The sequence below is a fragment of the Streptomyces sp. NPDC005494 genome (assembly GCF_042872025.1).
Taxonomy (GTDB): Bacteria; Actinomycetota; Actinomycetes; order Streptomycetales; family Streptomycetaceae; genus Streptomyces.
This window is the reverse complement of the sequence record NZ_JBIAJR010000001.1, coordinates 220615-242716: the sequence shown is the minus strand read 5'-3', so window position 1 is coordinate 242716 and position 22102 is coordinate 220615. Positions and strand designations below refer to the sequence as shown.

16 protein-coding genes and 1 tRNA gene are annotated in these 22102 nt (G+C 68.9%); 6 read left to right on the top strand and 11 right to left on the bottom strand.

The window, feature by feature from the left end; all coding sequences use genetic code 11:
* Positions 1 to 46: 46 nt before the first annotated feature.
* From ACFYQ6_RS01125 to ACFYQ6_RS01115, 3 genes are all read left to right on the top strand, one after another.
* On the top strand, positions 47 to 1441 hold the full coding sequence (locus ACFYQ6_RS01125; RefSeq protein ID WP_388759616.1) for a pyridoxal phosphate-dependent decarboxylase family protein: 1395 nt from the start codon (positions 47 to 49) through the stop codon (positions 1439 to 1441).
* Complete coding sequence (locus ACFYQ6_RS01120; protein ID WP_361583307.1) at positions 1438 to 2868, top strand: SidA/IucD/PvdA family monooxygenase; 1431 nt, start codon at positions 1438 to 1440, stop codon at positions 2866 to 2868. The genes ACFYQ6_RS01125 and ACFYQ6_RS01120 overlap by 4 nt, the downstream gene beginning before the upstream one ends.
* 158 nt (positions 2869 to 3026) lie before the next feature.
* Positions 3027 to 3329 (top strand): hypothetical protein, encoded by a 303-nt coding sequence (locus tag ACFYQ6_RS01115; protein WP_388759613.1) that lies wholly within the window; start codon positions 3027 to 3029, stop codon positions 3327 to 3329.
* Between the two features lie 123 nt (positions 3330 to 3452).
* On the opposite strand, the gene ACFYQ6_RS01110 is transcribed toward ACFYQ6_RS01115, so the two are convergent.
* On the bottom strand, positions 3453 to 5264 hold the full coding sequence (locus ACFYQ6_RS01110) for a bifunctional metallophosphatase/5'-nucleotidase (protein ID WP_388760894.1): 1812 nt from the start codon (positions 5262 to 5264) through the stop codon (positions 3453 to 3455).
* Between the two features lie 249 nt (positions 5265 to 5513).
* On the opposite strand from ACFYQ6_RS01110, the gene pyk reads away from it, so the two are divergent.
* The gene (gene pyk / locus ACFYQ6_RS01105; RefSeq protein ID WP_388759610.1) at positions 5514 to 6947 is read left to right on the top strand and encodes a pyruvate kinase; all 1434 of its coding nucleotides are present in this window, start codon (positions 5514 to 5516) and stop codon (positions 6945 to 6947) included.
* A gap of 10 nt (positions 6948 to 6957) precedes the next feature.
* Here the strand turns inward: pyk and ACFYQ6_RS01100 are convergent, their stop codons facing one another.
* Together ACFYQ6_RS01100 and ACFYQ6_RS01095 are read right to left on the bottom strand one after the other, a co-directional pair.
* A complete protein-coding gene (locus ACFYQ6_RS01100) occupies positions 6958 to 7734 on the bottom strand; it encodes a helix-turn-helix domain-containing protein (RefSeq protein WP_388759607.1) in 777 nt (258 codons plus the stop codon).
* Between the two features lie 110 nt (positions 7735 to 7844).
* Positions 7845 to 7919, bottom strand: a tRNA-Leu gene (locus tag ACFYQ6_RS01095).
* Between the two features lie 98 nt (positions 7920 to 8017).
* Between ACFYQ6_RS01095 and ACFYQ6_RS01090 the strand changes: the two genes are divergently transcribed.
* A complete protein-coding gene (locus tag ACFYQ6_RS01090; protein ID WP_145802285.1) occupies positions 8018 to 8674 on the top strand; it encodes a response regulator in 657 nt (218 codons plus the stop codon).
* 75 nt (positions 8675 to 8749) lie between these two features.
* Here the strand turns inward: ACFYQ6_RS01090 and ACFYQ6_RS01085 are convergent, their stop codons facing one another.
* The 7 genes from ACFYQ6_RS01085 to ACFYQ6_RS01055 form a co-directional block, all read right to left on the bottom strand.
* Complete coding sequence (locus tag ACFYQ6_RS01085; protein WP_109880125.1) at positions 8750 to 9466, bottom strand: ABC transporter ATP-binding protein; 717 nt, start codon at positions 9464 to 9466, stop codon at positions 8750 to 8752.
* The gene (locus tag ACFYQ6_RS01080) at positions 9463 to 10422 is read right to left on the bottom strand and encodes an ABC transporter ATP-binding protein (RefSeq protein ID WP_388759603.1); all 960 of its coding nucleotides are present in this window, start codon (positions 10420 to 10422) and stop codon (positions 9463 to 9465) included. Before ACFYQ6_RS01080 ends, ACFYQ6_RS01085 begins: the two co-directional genes overlap by 4 nt.
* Positions 10423 to 10427: 5 nt before the next feature.
* Complete coding sequence (locus ACFYQ6_RS01075; protein WP_361583290.1) at positions 10428 to 12236, bottom strand: branched-chain amino acid ABC transporter permease; 1809 nt, start codon at positions 12234 to 12236, stop codon at positions 10428 to 10430.
* A gap of 5 nt (positions 12237 to 12241) precedes the next feature.
* Positions 12242 to 13171, bottom strand: coding sequence for a branched-chain amino acid ABC transporter permease (locus tag ACFYQ6_RS01070; RefSeq protein ID WP_356736136.1), 930 nt, complete (start codon positions 13169 to 13171; stop codon positions 12242 to 12244).
* Between the two features lie 108 nt (positions 13172 to 13279).
* A complete protein-coding gene (locus tag ACFYQ6_RS01065) occupies positions 13280 to 14488 on the bottom strand; it encodes a branched-chain amino acid ABC transporter substrate-binding protein (RefSeq protein ID WP_361583465.1) in 1209 nt (402 codons plus the stop codon).
* Positions 14489 to 15094: 606 nt separating this feature from the next.
* Positions 15095 to 15565, bottom strand: coding sequence for a hotdog fold thioesterase (locus ACFYQ6_RS01060; protein ID WP_145802307.1), 471 nt, complete (start codon positions 15563 to 15565; stop codon positions 15095 to 15097).
* Positions 15566 to 15687: 122 nt separating this feature from the next.
* Positions 15688 to 17955: an FdhF/YdeP family oxidoreductase gene (locus tag ACFYQ6_RS01055; protein ID WP_361583287.1), complete on the bottom strand. Its 2268-nt coding sequence runs from the start codon at positions 17953 to 17955 to the stop codon at positions 15688 to 15690.
* A 305-nt stretch (positions 17956 to 18260) separates the two neighbouring features.
* On the opposite strand from ACFYQ6_RS01055, the gene polA reads away from it, so the two are divergent.
* Positions 18261 to 20972, top strand: a complete 2712-nt coding sequence (polA, locus tag ACFYQ6_RS01050; RefSeq protein WP_361583284.1) for a DNA polymerase I — start codon at positions 18261 to 18263, stop codon at positions 20970 to 20972.
* Between the two features lie 34 nt (positions 20973 to 21006).
* Here polA and ACFYQ6_RS01045 read toward each other — a convergent pair whose 3' ends face one another.
* Complete coding sequence (locus ACFYQ6_RS01045; protein WP_388759597.1) at positions 21007 to 21972, bottom strand: DUF4184 family protein; 966 nt, start codon at positions 21970 to 21972, stop codon at positions 21007 to 21009.
* Positions 21973 to 22102 lie beyond the last annotated feature (130 nt).

Below are 22102 nucleotides of genomic sequence, written 5' to 3'. Positions count from 1 at the left end.
CAAGCTGACCCCACCGCCCCCGCCCACCCGAAGGACCACACCACCCATGCCCACCCCGCCCCTCGCCGGAGGCACCGCAGGCCCCGCCCACCTGCGCCCCCTCCTCGACACCGTCCTCCAAGCCCTCCACGACGGAGCCACCCGCCGCAACGGCCCCCTCCCCGCCGGCGGCCCCCACACCGTCACCCACCAGCTCCACCGCACCACCGGCCCCCTCATCCCCGACCACGGAACCGGCGCCCACCACGCCCTGCGCACCCTCGTCACCGCCCTCGCCGAAGGCGCCGCCGACCCCGCACACCCCCACTGCGCCGCCCACCTCCACACCCCACCCCTCGCCCTCGCCGCAGCAGCCGACCTCGCCGCCTCCGCCCTCAACCCCTCCATGGACTCCTGGGACCAGGCCCCCGCCGCCTCCGCCCTCGAAACCACCCTCACCACCGCACTCGCCGCCGAGATCTACCCCCACACCCCCCACCCCGACGCCCTCGTCACCACCGGCGGCACCGAAGCCAACCAACTCGCCCTCCTCCTCGCCCGCGAACGCCACGGGCCCGTACAGACCATCTGCGCCGCCAACGCCCACCACAGCATCACCCGCGCCGCCTGGCTCCTCGGCCTCCCACAACCCGTCGTCATCCCCGCCCCCACCGGCGTCATGGACCTCACCGCACTCCGCGACGCCCTCATCCGCAACGACGGCCCCCTCCTCGTCACCGCCACCGCAGGCACCACCGACACCGGCCAGATCGACCCCCTCACCGACATCGCCGACCTCACCACCACCCACGACGCCGAACTCCACATCGACGCCGCCTACGGCGGACCCCTCCTCTTCAGCCCCACCCACCGCCACGCCCTACGCAGCCTCCACCGTGCCCACAGCGTCACCCTCGACCTGCACAAACTCGGCTGGCAACCCGCCTCAGCCGGCATCCTCGCCGTACCCCACCACCACGACCTCGACCCCCTCCACCACCACGCCCCCTACCTCAACGCCGACGACGACACCGACGCCGGACTCCCCGACCTCCTCGGCCGCTCGCTGCGCACCACCCGCCGCCCCGACGCCCTCAAGATCGCCGTCACCCTCCAGGCACTCGGCCGCGACGGACTCGCCGACCTCATCGACCGCACCCTCACCACCGCCCACCAACTCGCGGACCTCATCGACGAACAGCCCGCACTCGACCTCTACGCCCGCCCCACCATCAGCACCGTCCTCTTCCGCCCCACCCACACCGACGACACCACCGTCGCCACCATCCGCCGCACCCTCCTCGAACAAGGCCACGCCGTCCTCGGCCGCGCCCGCACCGGCGACCGCCTATGGCTCAAAGCCACCCTCCTCAACCCCCACACCACCCCCGACGACCTCCGGCAACTCCTCACCCACGTCACCCACGCCCACGCCACCACGGAAGGCAGCACCCTCCGATGACCGACCGGACCACCCCCGAAGGCGACCGGACCCACGACCTCATCGGCATCGGACTCGGCCCCTTCAACCTCTCCCTCGCAGCCCTCGCCCACGGCCTCCCCACCACCCCGGGCCACGCCCTCACCACCGCCTTCTACGAACAACGCCCCTCCTTCCACTGGCACCCCGGCCTCCTCATCGACGGCGCCACCCTCCAGGTCCCCTTCCTCGCCGACCTCACCACCCTCGCCGACCCCACCAGCCCCTGGACCTTCCTCAACTACCTCCGCACCCGAGACCGCCTCTACCCCTTCTACTTCGCCGAGCAGTTCCACATCCACCGAGCCGAATACGACGCCTACTGCCGCTGGGTCAGCGAACAACTCCCCACCATCCGCTTCAACCACCAGATCGACGCCATCCACTGGAACACCGACCGCGACCTCTACGAAGTCGACTACACCCGCCTCGGCCCCGACGGAGAAACCGAAGCACTCGGCCGTACCCACACCCGCCACATCGCCCTCGGCGTCGGCACCGCACCCTTCATCCCCGAACCCCTGCGCCCCCTCGCACAAGCCCCCGGCGTCCCCGTCATCCACAGCGCCGACTACCTCCACCACCGCGACGAACTCCTCGAAGCCGGCCACATCACCGTCATCGGCTCAGGCCAGTCCGGCGCCGAGATCTTCCTCGACCTCCTCCGCGCCCGCCCCCGCGGAGCCGAGAAGATCCACTGGCTCGCCCGCACCCAGGCCTTCGCACCCATGGAGTACTCGAAGCTCGGCCTCGAACACTTCACCCCCGACTACACCCACTACTTCCACGCACTCCCCGAACACGTACGCGACCACCTCGTCCCCCAGCAGTGGCAACTCCACAAAGGCATCGACACCGACACCATCTCCGCCATCCACGACGAGCTCTACCGGCGCACCCTCCACGGCGGCTGGCCGGACGCCACCCTCACCCCCGGAGTCAGCGTCCGCACCGCAGGCCGGCTCTCAGGCGCCGGCACCCGCATCGAACTCCACCTCGAACACACCCAGCAGGCCACCCGCACCCGCCTCACCACCGACGCCGTCGTCCTCGCCACCGGCTACCGCGAACGCCCCCTCGACACCCTCCTCACCGGCATCGCCCCCCACATCCGCCGCGACACCCAAGGACGCCCCCGCATCCACACCGACTTCCGCCTCGACCTCGACCCCACCCTCACCGGCAACATCTACGTCCAGAACGCCGAACGCCACACCCACGGAGTCGGCGCACCCGACCTCGGACTCGCCGCCTGGCGCAGCGCCACCATCCTCAACAACCTCACCGGCACCACCCCCTACCCCCTCCCACAACGCACCGCCTTCACCACCTTCGGCCTCACCCCCCACACAGCGACCACCGTCCCCGGACAGGGCAACCCGTCCACGCACCTCGCACAAGACCACTGAGCACCTCCGGGGAGAAGCGAGAAGCGGAGGGAAGGAAGCACGCAAGGCCATGACCGCAGGGCGCACTCCGGCGCCGGCCCCCCGAGCCGGACCCTCCAGGACCGGAACCCACGACGAAAGCCTGTCGGCCACGACCTCCAGGTGCCACGATGCCCACCATGATCATCACCGCATCGACCACAGCCGACTCCACACCCACCGGAGCCCTGGCACTCCTCGCCGTGCTGGGAATCGCAGCCATCTGGTACGGAGGAAAATGGGCATTCGACATCCGCGGCGCCATAGACGCCACGCTTACACGCAGACGCGCCGTCCTGCACGCCAGGGCGCAGCTGACCGGCAACCTCGGCCTCACCCAGACCGACGGCGTCGGCCGTGCGTTCTACAGATACCTCGGAATCGTCATCACCACGGGAGGACTCGTCCTGCTCGCACTCAGCGCGACCCTGGCAGCCGTCTGACCCGCCCACTCCACCGGGGACGAAGAAGCGGCCGCTCCCCAGAAGGAGAACGGCCGCCCCACACCGGCCCGCATCACAGGGCCGGCATCACACCGGCCCCCATCACAGCGGACCGCCTACCGGTCAGAACACCGGCACACCGTCCCGCGTCAGACGCCAGTCCACCGACGCGAACTCCGCCGGATCCACCGTCCCCTTCGCCTCGACCCAACCGATGATCGTGTTCCGGATCTCATCCGAATTCGCCCACAGCTGCTTCGCCCCCGGCACATGCGGGAAGTTGCCCCCACCACTCGCCCGGTAATTGTTCACCGCGAACACGAACCGCGCCGCAGGATCCACCGGCGCACCCTCGAACGACAACCCCACGATCCGCGAACCCACCGGCTTCGCGACATCGATCTCGTACGTCACCCCGGACACCACGTCGTAGTTGTAATCCGGGATACCCTCCGCATTCGTCAGCTTCGCCGTGTCCACCGGCACCCCCGCAGCCGTCTGCACGTAATACCGCGCCGAGTACTCCAGATAATCCTTCAGCTGCGCACCCGTCAGCAGCCGCGCCTCCAGCGTGTTCTCGAACGGATACAGACCCGCCGCATCCTTGATCGTGACCTCACCGGCGGGAATCGCCGCCGTACGCGAGAAGCACGCCGCCTGCGACAGCACCGGCAACGCCGCGTACTCCCCGCCCGCCAGCGCCGCCTTCACCGTCTCCGCCTGCACCACGTTGATCAGATCGATGACCGGCTCGTCCTTCCACGGCGCATCCACCGTCGACATCGCCGACACCGACGTCCCGATCACCTGGTTCACATACGCCACGACCTCCCGGTGCTCGTCACCGAGCAGCGACGTGATCCGCGGGTCCTCCTCCACGGTGTTCGAGTTCAGCACCGAAGCACCGACCTTCTCGACCACCCAACGGCCCTTCTCCCACACCACATCGAAGTCGAACAGCGTCAGCCGCTGCCCCCACTTCAACGGCTCCGAAAGAACGACCTGCTTCCCCGTCTCCTTGTTCGTCACGAAGTACTCGGGAATCTCCGAATGCGCGTGACCCACCAGAATCGCGTCGATCCCCGGCACCTGCTCCGCCACCAGACCCGCCGCGTTCTCGACGTACGGCAACTGGTCCCCGTACGACGACGTACCCGAAGAACCCGAATGCGCCGAAACGATCACCACGTCCGCGCCCATCGAACGAAGCTTCGGCACCCACTTCGCCGCCTGCTCCTCAAGACCCGGGAACACCATCTTCCCGCCCACATTCGCCTTGTCCCAGATCGCGATACCCGGATTCGTCAGCCCCAGCACCGCCACCCGCACATCACGGCCGTGCGGCGTCCGCATCCGCTTGATCACATACGGAGCGAACGCCGGCCGCAACGTCTTCGCGTCCAGCGCATTCGCACCCAGCAGCGGGAAATCACACTGCTCCTCGAACTTCCTCAGCACCGGAATCCCGTAATTGAACTCATGGTTCCCGAGCGCCGCCGCGTCATATCCGATCTTGTTCATCGCCTGCGCCATCGGATGCACCGGACCGCGCTTCGCCGTGATCGGGTCGATCTTCGCGTAGTAGTACGACAACTGAGTGCCCTGGATCGTGTCCCCGGCGTCGATCAGCAACGTGTTGCGGCGCCCCCGGTCCTCCCGGATCTGATCCACCAGCGTCGAGATCTTCGCCAGCCCGACATCGTTGTGCGCCTTGTCGTCGAACTCCTTGTCCGTGAAGTAGTCCCAGTTGAAGACGTTCCCGTGCAGGTCCGTCGTCCCCATCACGGTGAACGAGTACCGCTTCGCAGGACGGCCGTGACCGTGCCCCCGCGACTCCGAGGCCGCCGCGGGCCCGGCACCGACCCCTCCGGCCAGCGCCACACCCGCACCGGCGACAGCCGAACGGCCCAGAAACGTCCTACGGTTCAACGGCATCCTTGACTCCTCGTTCGTACGAACAACGCGCGTAGATTCTGGCCCAGCCACCACCACCCGCAACACCCCGGGCAGGTTGCGATCTGGTGACCAGCGACAACCCGCGCTCAGGCCGACGCGGCCCCGGGCACGCTCATCGGAGCACCCCGCCGCACAATTCAACAGTTGGCAATAACCCTTAACCCAAAGGCCGTTGCGCAGTCATGCAGAGACAAATACCTACCCGCAGGTAAGGTCTAGGCTCGAACCATGCGCCGAGCGAAAATCGTTTGTACCCTGGGACCCGCAACCGACACATACGACCAGATCAAGGCACTGGTCGAAGCGGGAATGGACATCGCCCGCCTCAACCTCAGCCACGGCACCTACGCCGAACACGAAGAGCGCTACCACCGCGTTCGTAAAGCCTCCGAGGAAACCGGCCGCAGCGTAGGAATCCTCGCCGACCTTCAAGGCCCGAAGATCCGCCTCGGCCGTTTCGCCGAAGGCCCCGTACTCCTTGAACGCGGCGACGACTTCACCATCACCGTCGAACCCATGGAAGGCGACCGCCACACCTGCGGCACCACCTACGACGGCCTCGCCGCCGACGTCACCGCAGGCGAACGCATCCTCATCGACGACGGCCGCGTCACCCTCGAAGTCACCCAGGTCGACGGACCCCGCGTCCACACCACCGTCATCGAAGGCGGCATGGTCTCCGACCACAAGGGACTCAACCTCCCCGGAGTCGCCGTCTCCGTCCCCGCACTCTCCGAGAAGGACATCGAAGACCTCCGCTGGGCCCTGCGCACCGGCGCCGACATCATCGCCCTCTCCTTTGTGCGCACCGGACGCGACATCGACGACGTCCACCGCATCATGCAGGAGGAGAACCGTCACCTCCCGGTCATCGCCAAGGTCGAGAAGCCCCAGGCCGTCGACAACATCGACGACATCGTCGCCGCCTTCGACGGGATCATGGTCGCCCGCGGCGACCTCGGCGTCGAAATGCCCCTGGAACAGGTCCCGATCGTCCAGAAGCGCGCCATCAAGCTGGCCAAGCGCAACGCCAAGCCGGTCATCGTCGCCACCCAGATGCTCGACTCGATGATCGACAACTCCCGGCCCACGCGCGCCGAGGCATCCGACGTCGCCAACGCCGTGATCGACGGCACGGACGCGGTGATGCTCTCCGGCGAGACCAGCGTCGGCAAGTACCCCGTCGAGACCGTCCGCACCATGGCACGCATCGTCGAGGCGGCGGAGGAGGACATCCTCGCCAAGGGCCTCCCGCCCCTCACCGACCGCAACAAGCCCCGCACCCAGGGCGGCGCGGTCGCCCGCGCGGCGGCCGAGATGGGTGACTTCCTCGGCGCCAAGTTCCTGGTGGCCTTCACCCAGAGCGGCGACACCGTCAAGCGCCTCTCCCGCTACCGCTCCCCGATCCCGCTCCTGGCCTTCACCCCGGACACGGCCACCCGCGCGCAGCTGAACCTGACGTGGGGCGTCGAGACGTTCCTCGGGCCGCACGTGGACTCGACGGACGCGATGGTGGCCCAGGTGGACGAGGAGCTGCTGAGGATCGGCCGCTGCCAGAAGGGCGACATCGTGGTCATCACGGCGGGCTCGCCGCCCGGGGTCGCCGGCTCGACGAACCTGGTACGGGTGCACCACATCGGCGAGGACGACAGCCCGAAGTAGACAACGGTCGTCAGTACTTCGGCCCGACGTGAGCGTCCATGAGAGCTACGGACGCCCGTCGGGCTACGGAGATGTTGAACGGGTTGCTGCCGCGGGCGAGCGTGGTCCACTCCACGCCGACCGCAGTGAGAGTGTCACTGCACAACTTGCGGATGTCGTCGGACTTGTTGGTGAAGAAGTATCGGGGGTACTCGTAGCGCTTACGCTCCCCGCCGACGAGTCGAGTGGTCCAGTTGATGACCCGGCAGCCGTCGGAGTGGATGAGACCGCGGATGAAGTCCCAGGGGTGGGCGTCCACGATCTCTTGTTGCCATGCTTCGAGGACTATCTTGCGATCATGCTTCTTTCCAAGCCCATGCTGAGGAAAGAAGCAGGGCCAGTGCTTACTGAAGCTCGTGACGTACTGGCAGCCCTGGCTCTGCACTCGGCAGACCTTGTTGGCCGGCCGCGCGCGTTGTACCGCCGTGACACAGGCGTCGATGAGCCCTGGCCATGCGTCGGCACACGCGATGCGGAGGGAGTAGACGCCCCGCTTGGCGGAACTGATGCAGCCGTCACCGAGGTACAGGCCGAGCAGGTATGAGTACGAGCCGGGGTCGTCGGGGAGCCTCGGGGTGCTGCTGCACCGAGGGCATTCGGCGGCCCGGTCATAGCCGAGAGGCTCTATTCGTTGAAGCCAGGAGCGGATGGCAGCCCGGGAGATCCCGGTCTGCTTGCTCACGGAGTTCTGGCTGAAGCCTTGAGCGACGAGCGCCAGAGCGTGCTTGCGCGTATCGAGGTCGTACACGTTGTCGACCTTGACGCACGAAACTGGCGCGGAGACAGAATCGCGAAAGGTGATCACACGATCTCGTGGATTGAGATCAATTCGCTGCAGTCTTGGAAAGTAAGGAAAAGTGCCCCAGGTGGGATTCGAACCCACACTGTCCGCTGTTTGAGAGCGGCCTCTCTAACCAGTTGGAGTACTGGGGCCTTGGAAAGTAAGGGCATCGCCTGCCCTGCGTAGTGTCACCATATCGTAGCTAGGTAGGCTCGTGGGAGCTGTACCTGCCCTGGAACAAGGAGCCCCCGTGACCACCCCCGAGTCGCCCCAGCCCGTAGACGCCGTCGACGACGACAAGTCGCACGTCCCGCCGCTGACGACCCGCGTCGTCATCGCCGAGGACGAGGCGCTCATCCGCCTCGACCTCAAGGAGATGCTGGAGGAAGAGGGCTACTCCGTCGTCGGCGAGGCCGGGGACGGGCAGCAGGCCGTCGAGCTGGCGCGGGAGCACCGCCCCGACCTCGTGATCCTCGATGTGAAGATGCCGGTACTCGACGGGATCTCCGCCGCCGAGAAGATCACCGAGGAGTCCATCGCCCCGGTCCTGATGCTGACCGCGTTCTCGCAGCGCGACCTGGTGGAGCGGGCCCGGGACGCCGGTGCGATGGCGTATCTGGTGAAGCCGTTCAGCAAGAGCGACGTCGTCCCGGCCATCGAGATGGCCGTGTCCCGGTTCGCCGAGCTGAAGGCGCTGGAGAACGAGATCGCGGACCTGTCGCAGCGGCTGGAGACCCGGAAGCTGGTGGACCGGGCGAAGAGCATCCTGCAGACGGACTACGGGCTCTCCGAGCCGGCCGCGTTCCGCTGGATCCAGAAGACGTCGATGGACCGCCGGATGTCCATGCAGCAGCTGGCCGAGGCGCTGATCGAGGACGCCGAGGAGAAGAAGAAGGCCGCCGAGTAGGCGCCTGCGCGGACGACGAGAAGGGCCTGCCCCCGGAGGTGTCCGGGGGCAGGCCCTTCTCGTGTGCCCGGGTGCTCAGTCCTCGCCGAGGTAGGCCTTGCGGACCGACTCGTCGTGGAGCAGGTCGGCGCCCGTGCCGGAGAGGACGACCTTGCCGACCTCCATGACGTGGCCCTGGTCCGCGAGGGAGAGGGCCGCCTGGGCGTTCTGCTCGACGAGCAGGATCGTGGTGCCCGACGCCTTGAGCTCGACGATGGTCTCCATGATCTTCTGCATCATGATCGGTGAGAGACCCATGGAGGGCTCGTCGAGCATGAGCAGCTTGGGCTGGGACATGAGTGCGCGTCCCATGGCGAGCATCTGCTGCTCGCCTCCGGAGAGGGTTCCTGCGGCCTGCTTCCGCCGCTCCCCGAGGATGGGGAAGAGGTCGTAGGCGCGCTGGACGTCCTTCTCGATGCCTGCCTTGTCGCTGCGGAGGTAGGCGCCGAGGAGGAGGTTCTCGGCGATCGTCAGCCGGGGGAAGATGTGGCGTCCCTCGGGGGAGTGGGCGATGCCCAGGGAGACGATCTTGTGTGCCGGGATGCCGGTGAGCGGCTTGCCCTCGAAGAGGATGCGGCCGCCGGAGGGCTTGAGGAGTCCGGAGAGGGTGCGCAGGGTGGTGGTCTTGCCCGCACCGTTGGTGCCGATGAGGGTGACGACCTGGCCGGCCTCGACGGTGAAGGAGATGCCCTTGACGGCTTCGATCTTGCCGTAGGCGACGCGGAGGTCTTCGACCTCGAGCAGTGCGGTCATCGGGTGTCCTCCTCCTCGGTGGTGGTGGCGGTGGCCGCGGTGTCCTTCTTGCCAGCGCCGGTGGTGGTGGCCGGGGTGTCCTTCTTGCCGGTGCCGGTGCCGGTGCTCGCGCCCGCCGCCGAGGCTTCGGCGGCTTCGACCTCGGCGGCCTCCTCGGCGCCGGGGGCGCCTTCGAAGGGGGTGCCGAGGTAGGCGGCGACGACGCGTTCGTCGCCCTGGACGACGGGGGCGGTGCCCTCGACGAGCTTCTCGCCCTGGACGAGTACGGCGACGCGGTCGCAGAGGTTGAAGATGAACCGCATGTCGTGCTCGATGACGAGTACGGCGATGCCCTGGTCCCGGATGGCGAAGATGAGTTCTTCGGTGACGCGGGTTTCCTGGGGGTTCATGCCGGCGGTGGGCTCGTCCAGGAGGAGGAGGCCGGGGTCGCTGGCGAGGGCGCGGGCGATCTCCAGCTTGCGCTGGTCTCCGTAGGGGAGGTTGCGCGCGAGGTGGTCGGCCTTGTCGGCGAGACCGATGAACTCCAGGAGTTCCATGCAGCGTTCGCGGCTGGCGTTCTCCGCCTTCTTGTAGCCGGGCAGACGCAGGAGGGCGGACCAGAGGCCTTCCTTGGTCCTGGTGTGGCGTCCGACGAGGACGTTCTCCAGGACGGTCATGTTGGCGAAGAGGCGGATGTTCTGGAAGGTGCGGGCGATGCCTGCCTGGGTGACGAGGTGGGGCTTGGGCGGCAGGACGGTGCCCTTGTAGCTGACCTTGCCCTCGGTGGGGACGTACAGGCCGGTGAGGCAGTTGAAGAAGGTGGTCTTGCCGGCGCCGTTGGGGCCGATGAGGCCGACGATCTCGCCCGCGTTGACGGTGAGGTCGACTCCGCGTACGGCGGTGAGGCCGCCGAAGCGCATGGTGACGCCGCTCGCGTCGAGGACCGTGGTGCCGGTGGGTGCGTCTGTCTTGGTCATGGTGGTCACGCCCCCGCCTTCGTCGTGCCGGCGGCCGTGTCGGTGAGTGGTGTGTCCGGTGGTACGTCGAGCTGGCCGGTCTCGTGGAACTCGAGCTGCTTCCTGCGGTCGGCGACGAGGCCTTCGGGACGGAAGCGCATGAGCAGGATGAGGGCGATTCCGAAGAGGAAGAGCTGGTAGTCCTGCATGAACTGGAGCTTGGCCGGGATGAGATAGAGCAGTGCGGCGCCGACGAGGGGTCCGCTGAGGGTTCCCATGCCGCCGAGGATGACGGCGGCGAGGAGGAACGCCGAGTTCGGAGGCACGGAGCCGGCGAACTGGTACTGCTCGGGGGTGACCGTGTAGGAGACGTGCGCCTGCACGGTTCCGGCGAGGCCGGCGAGGGTGGCGCCGAGGGCGAAGGCGAGCAGCTTGAGCCGGAAGGCGTTGATGCCCATGGCGGTGGCTGCGGTCTCGTCCTCGCGGATGGCGACCCAGGCGCGGCCGATGCGGGATTCTCCGGAGCGCCGGAAGACGAGGACGACGACGGCGGTGAAGAGGAGCATCAGCAGGTAGTAGTTGGCGGACCTGCCGAGGGTGATGCCGCCGATGTCGTGGCTGATCCCGAAGTCGAAGCCGAGGAGCTTGAGGTCCGGGATGCTGGGGATGCCCTGGGAGCCGTTGGTGAGGTCCGGGCCGCTGACGCCGTTGAGGGCGTTGACGGTGAGCCGGAAGATCTCTCCGAAGCCGAGGGTGACGATGGCGAGGTAGTCGCCGCGGAGCCGGAGTGTCGGGGCGCCGATGACGACGCCGAAGACGAGTGAGGCCGCGGCGCCGGTGAGGACGGCGGCCCAGAAGGGGAACTGGACGCCGACGGGGGAGAGGGGGCTGCCGGAGACGAGTGCCGCGGCGTAGGCGCCGACGCCGAGGAAGGCGACGTATCCGAGGTCGAGGAGGCCGGCGAGGCCGACGACGACGTTCAGGCCGAGTGCGACGGTCGCGAAGATGAGGATGTTGGCGCCGATGAGGGCGTATTCCTCGTTCTGCTGGGTGAAGGGGAAGCAGAAGGCTGCGACGAGTGCGGCGCACAGGGTGACGTTGCGGTGCTTGGCGGTCAGCGCGGTGATGCGGGCGATGAGGCCGGCCCGGGTGAGTGCGGTGAAGCCGAAGGCGACGGCGAGGACGTAGCCGATGAAGAGTTCGGCGTACTCGGTGTCGATGCCGTAGGTGAAGACGTAGAGCGCGACGCCGAAGGCTCCGGCGATGATGAGGATCTCGGCCCAGGAGGGGAGTGCCTTGGCGCGGGCGGGTGCCGGGGCGCGGAGGCTGCCGAGGAATCGCTTGAGTGCGCTGGTGCCGGTGGTGTCGTCCAGGGGCAGGTCGTTGGGGAGTCCGAGGGAGGCGACGGCGGCGACGAGTGCGCCGACGAGGCTGATCCAGGCGCCGGGCTCCAGCTCGATCGCGCCGAGGAGGTTGCCGTTGTCGTCCTTGGTGAGGATGACGGCGATGACGGTGTAGGCGGTGGTGACGAGGGTGCCGAGGGCGAGCAGCCGGGTGGGGCTGTTGGTGCCGCCGGGGGTGAGCCAGCGCAGGCCCTTGATGCCGTAGCCGGAGAGGGCGAAGAGCAGGGTGAGTGCTGCGCTGATGAGGGTGAGGACCTGGAGGCCGCCGGGGTAGCCGGTGACGGTGAGGTCGCCGGGGAAGGTGTCGGTGTAGGTCCAGGCGAGGAAGGTGCCGATGAGGGCGAGTGCGGCGCCGGTGGTGGTGGCGGCGCGGGCTGCTGTGGTGGGCAGCGGGAGGGTGGCGGTGTTCGCGGTGGGGGTCGTGGTGGTCATCGGTATCACGCCCTGTCCGCGACGCGTTCGCCCAGCAGGCCTTGCGGGCGTATGAGGAGGACGAGGATGAGGAGCACGAAGGCCCAGACGTCCTTCCAGGCGCCGCCTCCGAAGAGTTCCATGCCGGGTACTTCGCTCATGTAGCCGGTGGCGAGGGCTTCGGCGACGCCGAGGACGACTCCGCCGAGCATGGCGCCGTAGATGTTGCCGATGCCGCCGAGTACGGCTGCGGTGAAGGCCTTGAGGCCCATGATGAAGCCCATGCGGAAGCCGATCTGGCCGTTCTTGAGCCCGTAGGCGACGGCGGCGACGGCGGCGAACGCGGCACCGATGGCGAAGGCCATGACGATGATGCGGTCGGTGTTGATGCCCATGAGCTTGGCGGTGTCGGGGTCCTGCGAGGTGGCCTGCATGCCGCGGCCGGCCCGTGTCTTGGATACGAAGAGGCCGAGGGCGAGCATGCAGACGGGTGCGGCGATGAGGACGAAGAGGTCACCGCGCTGGATGTGGGCGCCGAAGATGTCGATCGCTTCGCCCTTGAACTGGGGGAAGGAGCGGTCCTTGGTGGCGTCGGGGTACCACATCCACACGGCCTGCTGGAGTGCGAGGGAGAGGCCGATGGCGGTGATGAGGGGGGCTAGGCGTGGTGCCGTGCGCAGGGGCCGGTAGGCGAAGCGTTCGGCGGCGACGCTGACGGCGACGGAGCAGATGACTCCGCCGGCGATCATGAGGGGTATCGCAGCGAGCAGGGAGAGTCCGGACGGAAGCCCGAGGTAGACCGTGAGGGCTCCGAAGCCCCCGATCATGAAGATCTCGCCGTGTGCGAAGTTGATGAGCTGGATGATTCCGTAGACCATCGTGTAGCCGATCGCGATGAGACCGTACATCGCGCCGAGGATGAGTCCATTGGCCAGCTGTTGCGGCAGTTCGTTCACCGCAGGGCCTCCGTGGAGTGGTTCGGATATGGCACCGCGCGGGAGCGCTCGTAGCGCTCCCGCGCGGGTTGTTTGCGTGCGCTGTGGCTGTGGTGGGTCCTTGCGGACCTACTTGACGGCCTCGCTGAGCTTGGAGACCCACTTGCCGCCGGTGACCTGGTAGGCGGTCATGAGGGTGTTGGTGGTGTCGCCGTACTCGTCGAAGGCGACGGGGCCGGTGACGCCTTCGAAGCTGACCTTGGCCATGGCGTCGAGGACCTTGGCGCGGGCGTCGTCGGGGAGCTTGCCGTCGTTCTCGGCGACAACGGCCTTGACGGCCTCGATGATCGACCAGGTGGCGTCGTAGGTGCCGCCGCCGTAGGCCTCGTAGGCGTCCTTGTAGCCGGCGGTCTTGTAGTCGGCGATGAACTTCTTGGCGGAGTCGAGCTCCTCGACGGGCTTGCCGACGGAGGTGGCGATGTCGCCTTCGGCCTTCTTGTTGAGCTTGATGAAGTCGGCGCTGTACATGCCGTCGCCGCCCATGAGGGGGATCTTGACGCTGTCCTTGAGCTGCTGGCTCAGGGGTGCGCCGGCGGGGTACTCGCCGCCGTAGTAGACGGCCTTGGCGCCGGAGCTCTTGACCTTGGTGACGACGGAGTTGAAGTCGCGGTCGTCGGGGTTGATGTGGTCGGTTCCGACGATCTTGCCGCCGAGCTCGGTGAAGGTGGTCTTGAAGGAGGCGGCGAGGCCGGCGCCGTAGGGCTTCTGGTCGTCGATGAGGTAGACGTCCTTGACCTTGGCGGTCTTGAAGAGGTAGTTCGCGGCGAAGGCGCCCTGGATCGCGTCCGTGGTGGCGGTGCGGAAGTAGGCCGCGTAGGGGCGCTTCTTGTCGCCGGTCTTCCAGTTGTTGCCCTGGGTCAGCTCGGTGCCGGTGTTGGCGGGGGAGACCTGGGTGAGCTTGGCGTCGGTGAAGGGCTTCTGCATCGACTGGGCGACGCCGGAGTTCAGCGGGCCGACGACGCCGAGGAGGTCCTTGTTGCCGATGAACTTCTGGGCGTTCTGCTGGCCGACGGAGGGCTGGGCCTGGTCGTCGAGCGCCTGGAGTTCGAATTTGATGCCGGGGACGGTCTTGTCCTTGTTGGCGGTCTTCACGGCGAGGTCGGCGGAGTTCTTGATGCCGAGGCCGAGGGCGGAGAGGTCGCCGGTCAGGGGTGCGTCGACACCGATGACGACGGTCTGGGTGTCGCCACTGCCGCTGCCCTTGGAGTCGTCGTCGCGCGAGCCGCAGGCGGTGAGCGTCAGTGCGCCTGTGGTGAGCACTGTGGTGAGGATGAGCAAAGAACGGTGTCGCACGAAAGGTCCTTTCCCTGGCGCGGCCTCCTCTGCTGAGGTGCCGTGACGTTCGCCGGGCCGTACTGGTCTGTGGGCCGTGCAGTGGACGCGCCCGGCGGCGCGGTGACTGGCCGTGACTCTATGGGCAGGTGAGGGGGTGCGGGACGGGTCGGCTGATGATGTGACTGTCTTGTTATGCCGTGGGGAAGGCTTCGTGGCCACTGTGTGGACATGTACGGCTTTTCGTCGGGTGGAGAAGTGACCGCATGGTGAGAACGCGCAGCTCTGCTAAGGGGCTTGGGGCGATCTTGGTGCTGTCGCGCGAATCGGGGCGCAAGGGGCGCGGCGGGCGGTCGGGGGGTGGGCCGGGCCGCGACGAGCGGGCTTTTACGTGTATTGCACACATGTTACGCAGTGTTACATCCGCGGGATGTGTTTGACATGCGGCGGGTGCGGCGTGGCTGTTGAAGCGGGTCATGGAACAGCGCTGTCGGTCGGGGGTGTTGACCGTGCGTGTTCGGCAACTTCCGCGAAATCTTCCGGATATGGGTCTGCCCGGTCCGGTATGCGGTGTGCATTCCGGCCGGGCAGAGGGGTGTTGGGCGTACGGTCTCAGTCCGCGTCGGGGCGAGGTGCGTCGCGCAGGAGGCAGGTGAGGCGGGCGGTGCAGACCCGCTTGTCGTGCTCGTCGGTGATGACGATCTCGTACGTGGCGGTGGAGCGGCCCCGGTGGACGGGGGTGGCGACGCCGGTGACGAGTCCGTTGCGGGCGCCCCGGTGGTGGGTGCAGTTCAGGTCGACGCCTACGGCGATCTTGGTGGCGCCGCCGTGGAGCATGCTGCCCACGGAGCCGAGGGTCTCGGCGAGGACGGCGGAGGCGCCGCCGTGGAGCAGTCCGTAGGGCTGGGTGTTGCCCTCGACCGGCATGGTGCCCACGACGCGGTCGGCGGAGGCCTCGACGATCCTGACGCCCATGCGCTCGCCGAGGTGCCCGGCGGAGAAGAGGGCCGGGAGGTCGACACCGAGTGCGGCGTACTCGTCGATGATCTCCTGGGGGAACGTGGGTGCGGTGTGCTCGCCCATGGGTCCGGCTCCGATCGTGTGCGGCGGGTCGTTGCTGTGTGCACTGTTCTTATCAGACGGCTGAGCAAACGCTTAGGGTTCCGCGTCCGGACCGTGCGGGCCGGACGCGGGGCCGGGCGGGCTCAGGGGGTCTCGAAGCGGACGACGACCGACTTGCTGGCCGGGGTGTTGCTGGTGTCGGCGGTGGCGTCGAGGGGGACGAGCACGTTGGTCTCCGGGTAGTACGCGGCCGCGCAGCCCCGGGCGGTGGGGTAGTGCACGACACGGAAGCCGGGGGCGCGGCGTTCGACGCCGTCCTTCCATTCGCTGACGAGGTCGGTGTAGGCGCCGTCGGCGAGGCCGAGGGCCTGGGCGTCCTCGGGGTTGACCATGACGATGCGGCGGCCGCCCTTGATGCCGCGGTAGCGGTCGTCGAGGCCGTAGATCGTGGTGTTGTACTGGTCGTGGGAGCGCAGGGTCTGCAGGAGCAGCCGGCCCTCGGGGAGCTCGGGGTATTCGACGGGTGCGGCGGTGAAGTTGGCCTTGCCCGTGGCGGTGGGGAAGCGCCGTTCGTCGCGGGGGGCGTGGGGGAGGGTGAAGCCGCCGGGCCGCGCGACGCGGTTGTTGAAGTCCTCGAAGCCGGGCACGACGCGGGAGATGCGGTCGCGGATGGTGCCGTAGTCCTTCTCGAACTCCTCCCAGGGGGTGGTGGAGGCGGGTCCGAGGACGGCGCGGGCCATGCGGGCGACGATGGCGGGCTCGGAGAGCAGGTGGGGGCTCGCGGGGGTGAGGTTGCCGCGTGAGGAGTGGACCATGCCCATGGAGTCCTCGACGGTGACGAACTGCTTCCGGCCGGCCTGGACGTCCTTGTCGGTGCGGCCGAGCGTCGGCAGGATCAGGGCGCGGGTGCCGGTGACGGCGTGCGAGCGGTTGAGCTTGGTCGAGACGTGGACGGTGAGCCTGGCGCGGCGCATCGCGGCTTCGGTGACGGCGGTGTCGGGGGTGGCGCCGACGAAGTTGCCGCCCATGGCGAAGAAGACCTTGGCTTCGCCGTCGCGCAGTGCCTGGATGGACCGTACGACGTCGTAGCCGTGGTGGCGGGGCGAGGTGATGCCGAATTCCCGGTCGAGGGCGTCGAGGAAGGCGGGGGCGGGCCGTTCGAAGATGCCCATGGTGCGGTCGCCCTGGACGTTGGAGTGGCCGCGGACGGGGCAGACGCCGGCGCCGGGGCGGCCGATGTTGCCGCGCAGGAGGAGGAGGTTGACCACTTCGCGGATGGTCGGCACGGAGTGCTTGTGCTGGGTGAGGCCCATGGCCCAGCAGACGATGGTGCGCCGCGAGGCGAGGACCATGGCGAGCGCCTCCTCGATGGGGGCGCGGTCGAGGCCGGTCGCGGTGAGGGTCTCGTCCCAGTCGGCGGCGCGTGCCGCCTCGGCGAACTCCTCGTACCCGTGGGTGTGCTCGGCGACGAAGCCGGTGTCCACGGCTCCGGCCTCGATGATCATTTTGTTGAGCAGCCGGAAGAGCGCCTGGTCGCCGCCGATGCGGATCTGGAGGAAGAGGTCGGTGAGCGCGGCGCCCTTGAGCATGCCCCGGGCGGTCTGCGGGTTCTTGAACCGTTCGAGGCCGGCCTCGGGCAGCGGGTTCACCGAGATGATCTTCGCTCCGGCGGACTTGGCCTGTTCGAGGGCCGAGAGCATCCGGGGGTGGTTGGTGCCGGGGTTCTGTCCGGCGACGATGATCAGGTCGGCCTGGTGGAGGTCTTCGAGGCTGACGCTGCCCTTGCCGATCCCGATGGTCTCGGTGAGGGCCGAGCCGGACGACTCGTGGCACATGTTGGAGCAGTCGGGCAGGTTGTTGGTGCCGAACTCCCGGGCGAAGAGCTGGAGGAGGAACGCGGCCTCGTTGCTGGTGCGCCCCGAGGTGTAGAAGAGGGCCTCGTCGGGGGAGGCGAGCGCGGTGAGCTCCTCGGCGATGATCTCGAAGGCGCGCTCCCACGTCACGGCCTGGTACCGGTCGGCGCCCTCGGGCAGATACACAGGTTGCGTGATGCGTCCCTGCTGGCCGAGCCAGTAGCCGCTGCGGCCGGCCAGATCGGCGACGGGGTGGGCGGCGAAGAAGTCGGGGGTGACGCGTCGCAGGGTCGCCTCCTCGGCGACGGCCTTGGCGCCGTTCTCGCAGAACTCCGCGGTGTGCCGCTTGTCGCCCTCGGGCCAGGCGCAGCCGGGGCAGTCGAAGCCGTCCTTCTGGTTGACCTTGAGGAGGGTCTGCGCGGTGCGGCGTACGCCCATCTGCTGCTGGGCGATGCGCAGGGTGTGGGCGACGGCGGGCAGTCCGGCGGCGGCGTGCTGGGCCGCGTCGATCCGCGGCGCGTCCTGGACCGGGTCACCGGTCGGGGGCTTGGTGGCCATGGTGCTCCCCTTCGAGCCTTCGTGCGCCTTCACGATGTCGGTGGCGCGCTGATTCCGGCCGGCGCGCACCGTCCTTCTCCGTCGCGCCGTCCTTGCGGCGACGCGGCGGCCTTGCCCGGTACGCCGCTCCGTTCGGCGCCGCACCGTCGTTCGATCCTGTCATGCACGCGTGCCGGGCGGTGGCGCGGGAAACCCGGAGGCAGGGGTGCGGGCCCCGCGGGTGTGGCAGGCGCCGGGGCCGTGGGCCGGGCGGGGGCGGTGGCGGCCGGTCCGGATTGTCAGCGGTCCGTGGCAGGATCGGGGGCGTGGCTGAGACGGCATCGAAGAAGACGGCAGACAACCGACCGCGCCTGCTCCTCATGGACGGGCACTCCCTGGCGTACCGGGCGTTCTTCGCCCTGCCCGCGGAGAATTTCACGACGGCGACGGGGCAGCCGACGAATGCCGTGTACGGCTTCATGTCGATGCTGGCGAACACGCTGCGCGACGAGGCGCCCACGCATTTCGCGGTCGCGTTCGACGTGTCCCGCAAGACGTGGCGTGCGCAGGAGTTCCCCGAGTACAAGGCGAACCGCTCCAAGACCCCCGACGAGTTCAAGGGGCAGGTCGAGCTGATCGGCGAGCTGCTGGACGCGATGCACGCGGACCGGTTCGCGGTGGACGGCTTCGAGGCGGACGACGTCATCGCGACGCTGGCCACGCAGGCCGAGGCGGCGGGCTTCGAGGTGCTGATCGTCACGGGTGACCGGGATTCGTTCCAGCTGATCACGGACAACGTCACGGTGCTGTATCCGACGAAGGGCGTCTCGGAGCTGACGCGCTTCACCCCGGAGAAGGTCCAGGAGAAGTACGGCCTCACGCCCGGCCAGTATCCGGACTTCGCGGCGCTGCGCGGTGACCCGTCGGACAACCTTCCGGGCATCCCCGGTGTGGGTGAGAAGACGGCGGCGAAGTGGATCAACCAGTTCGGTTCGTTCGCCGAGCTGGTCGAGCGGGCCGACGAGGTCAAGGGCAAGGCCGGGCAGAACTTCCGGGACCACCTCGACGCGGTGAAGATGAACCGTGTGCTGACCGAGATGGTCCGTGACGTGGAGCTGCCGAAGGGCCCGGCCGAGCTCGAGCGCGCTCCGTACGACCGCACGGCGGTCACCGGTGTGCTGGACATCCTGGAGATCCGCAACCCGAGCCTGCGCGAGCGGCTGCTCGCCGTCGACCCGGGGGCGGCCGAGGCCGGCCCGCCGGAGCCGGCGGCCGGGATCGAGCTGGACGGTGCGGTGCTGGGGCACGGCGAGGTCGCCCCGTGGCTGGAGGCGCACGGCGCTCAGCCGCTCGGTGTGATGAGCGTCGACACCTGGTCGCTGGGCACCGGCTCGGTCACGGAGGTCGCGCTCGCCGCCGCGGACGGTTCGGCGGCCTGGCTGGATCCGGCCGAGCTCGACGAGGCCGACGAGCGGGCGTTCGCCGCCTGGCTCGCGGATCCCGAGCGGCCCAAGGTCCTCCACAACGCCAAGAACGCCCTGCGGGTCTTCCCCGAGCAGGGCTGGCGGCTGGAGGGCATCACGATGGACACGGCGCTCGCCGCCTACCTCGTGAAGCCGGGCCGCCGCTCCTTCGCCCTGGACGCGCTGGCGGTGGAGTATCTCGGCCGCGAGCTGGCACCCGCCGCCTCGGCCGACGGGCAGCTGGCGTTCGGCGCCGACGACCGTGCGGAGGCCGACGCGCTGATGGCGCAGGCCCGCGCTGTGCTGGACCTCGGGGACGCGTTCACGACACGTCTGAAGGAGGTCGGCGCCACCGGGCTCCTGCACGACATGGAGCTCCCCACGTCCATCATGCTGGCCCGCCTGGAGCGGCACGGCATCGCCGCCGACCGGGCGCATCTGGAGGGTATGGAGCAGCAGTTCGCCGGTGCGGTGCAGCAGGCGGTGAAGGAGGCGCACGCCGCGGTGGGCCGTGAGTTCAACCTCGGCTCGCCCAAGCAGCTCCAGGAGGTCCTCTTCGGCGAGCTGGCCCTGCCGAAGACGAAGAAGACGAAGACGGGCTGGACCACCGACGCGGACGCGCTGGCCTGGCTCGCCGCGCAGACCGAGCACGAGCTGCCGGTCATCATGCTGCGCCACCGGGAGCAGGCGAAGCTGCGGGTCACCGTCGAGGGCCTGATCAAGACGATCGGTGCTGACAGCCGTATCCACACCACGTTCAACCAGACGGTCGCGGCGACGGGCCGGCTCTCGTCCACCGACCCCAACCTGCAGAACATCCCCGTCCGCACGGACGAGGGGCGGGCGATCCGCCGGGGCTTCGTCGTCGGCGAGGGCTTCGAGACGCTGATGACGGCCGACTACAGCCAGATCGAGCTCCGGGTGATGGCCCACCTCTCCGAGGACGCCGGCCTGATCGAGGCGTTCACCTCCGGGGAGGACCTGCACACCACGGTCGCCTCGCAGGTGTTCGGCGTCGAGAAGACGGCCGTGGACGCGGAGATGCGCCGCAAGATCAAGGCGATGTCCTACGGACTGGCCTACGGGCTGTCCGCGTTCGGCCTCTCCCAGCAGCTGAACATCGAGGCGGGTGAGGCCCGGGGCCTGATGGACACCTACTTCCTGCGGTTCGGCGGGGTGCGCGACTACCTGCACCGGGTCGTCGAGGAGGCCAGGGCCACCGGGTACACGGAGACGATCCTCGGCCGCCGTCGCTACCTCCCGGACCTGAACAGCGACAACCGCCAGCGCCGGGAGGCCGCCGAGCGGATGGCGCTCAACGCCCCGATCCAGGGGACCGCGGCCGACATCGTGAAGGTCGCCATGCTGCACGTGGACCGGGCGCTGACGGAGGCGCGGCTCTCCTCGCGGATGCTGCTCCAGGTCCACGACGAAATCGTCCTGGAGATCGCGAAGGGCGAGCGTGAGCAGGTCGAGGAGATCCTGCGACGCGAGATGTCCACCGCGGTCGAGCTCCGTGCGCCGCTGGACGTCTCGGTCGGCGTCGGCACGGACTGGGAGACGGCAGCGCACTGATGCTGCGCACCGATGCCGCGGCCCCGGGACGCCGTCAGCCGGCGTCCCGGCCCGCGGGGCGGCTGTGCGCGGCCCTCGCCTCGGAGCCCTCCGCCGGCCGGGAGCGGGCCGGTTTCCGCCACAGCCTCATCCACACCCCGTAAAACACCAGTCCCGCCGCCAGGCCCGCCCCGGCGCCGAAGCACGCGGTCGGGACGATGTCGAGGGGCGTGTGCAGCTCCCCGAAGTAGGCGTACCAGCGGGCGCACCGGTGGACGACGCCCAGCAGCACACACAGCACGAGGAACGCCCCCGCCCACCGCCGTTCCGCCCGGCCGAGCACCGGGACGCCCGCCGGTGCCGGAACACCGTCCGGTGCCGGGACACCGTCCGGTGCCGGGACACCGTCCGGTGCCGGGACGCCCTCCGGTGCAGGGATGCCCTCCGGCGCGGGCGCGGGCTCGGTGCGCCGTAGCCCGGTGTACGTGAACCACGCCAGGACCGTCAGGGCCACGGCCGAACTGCCGTACTGGACGAGCTGGAACACCGGGAAACCACCGACGGACCGGGCGAGGACGGGCAGCAGCTCCGTGCCCCACCGGTCGTGATGGGTGAAGGCGTCCCAGACGACATGGGTGCCCGAGCCGATCACCGCGGACAGGGCGAACCACCCGGCCTCGGACAGGGTGAGGCCGCCGGGCTCCCTGCGCCGCCCCCGTACGAAGGTGTGGACGCGTCCCCGCGCCGCCCGGGGCAGCAGGGCGACCAGCGGTTCGCGCAGCATCAGCCAGAGTGCCACCAGGGCCCCGGTGATGAGGAGATCGACGGTGAACACTCCCCATACGGCATGCGTCACGGCACCGAACTCCATCCCGCCCGGGATGACGGTATCGGCGTAATAGGTGACATCAGGGGCGAACGACCCGGCCACGAGGGCGGACGCGACGAGCGGACCGCGGCCCTTGCCGGACCGGCGGATCCCCGGGAGCACGGCTGCGGCATGACTGAGCGTGAACGGCATGGCGGCAAGTATGCGTGAGCCCGGGTCACCCGCCCGCGGATCGCGAGGACTTGCGGGGCGAGAAGCTGAAGAATCGGTGAGAAGCGGGCAAGGGGCAGTGTCCGGTCGGCGGGAGTTGCCGTAGGGTCGC

What these genes read in the sequence shown, in the direction of transcription:
- ACFYQ6_RS01080 (WP_388759603.1), bottom strand. Translation starts at nt 10,422, where the DNA reads ATGACCAAGACAGACGCACCCACCGGCACCACGGTCCTCGACGCGAGC.
- ACFYQ6_RS01045 (WP_388759597.1), bottom strand. Translation starts at nt 21,972, where the DNA reads ATGCCGTTCACGCTCAGTCATGCCGCAGCCGTGCTCCCGGGGATCCGC.
- ACFYQ6_RS01075 (WP_361583290.1), bottom strand. Translation starts at nt 12,236, where the DNA reads ATGACCACCACGACCCCCACCGCGAACACCGCCACCCTCCCGCTGCCC.
- ACFYQ6_RS01125 (WP_388759616.1), top strand. Translation starts at nt 47, where the DNA reads ATGCCCACCCCGCCCCTCGCCGGAGGCACCGCAGGCCCCGCCCACCTG.
- pyk (WP_388759610.1), top strand. Translation starts at nt 5,514, where the DNA reads ATGCGCCGAGCGAAAATCGTTTGTACCCTGGGACCCGCAACCGACACA.
- ACFYQ6_RS01060 (WP_145802307.1), bottom strand. Translation starts at nt 15,565, where the DNA reads ATGGGCGAGCACACCGCACCCACGTTCCCCCAGGAGATCATCGACGAG.
- ACFYQ6_RS01085 (WP_109880125.1), bottom strand. Translation starts at nt 9,466, where the DNA reads ATGACCGCACTGCTCGAGGTCGAAGACCTCCGCGTCGCCTACGGCAAG.
- ACFYQ6_RS01055 (WP_361583287.1), bottom strand. Translation starts at nt 17,955, where the DNA reads ATGGCCACCAAGCCCCCGACCGGTGACCCGGTCCAGGACGCGCCGCGG.
- ACFYQ6_RS01110 (WP_388760894.1), bottom strand. Translation starts at nt 5,264, where the DNA reads ATGCCGTTGAACCGTAGGACGTTTCTGGGCCGTTCGGCTGTCGCCGGT.
- ACFYQ6_RS01120 (WP_361583307.1), top strand. Translation starts at nt 1,438, where the DNA reads ATGACCGACCGGACCACCCCCGAAGGCGACCGGACCCACGACCTCATC.
- ACFYQ6_RS01115 (WP_388759613.1), top strand. Translation starts at nt 3,027, where the DNA reads ATGATCATCACCGCATCGACCACAGCCGACTCCACACCCACCGGAGCC.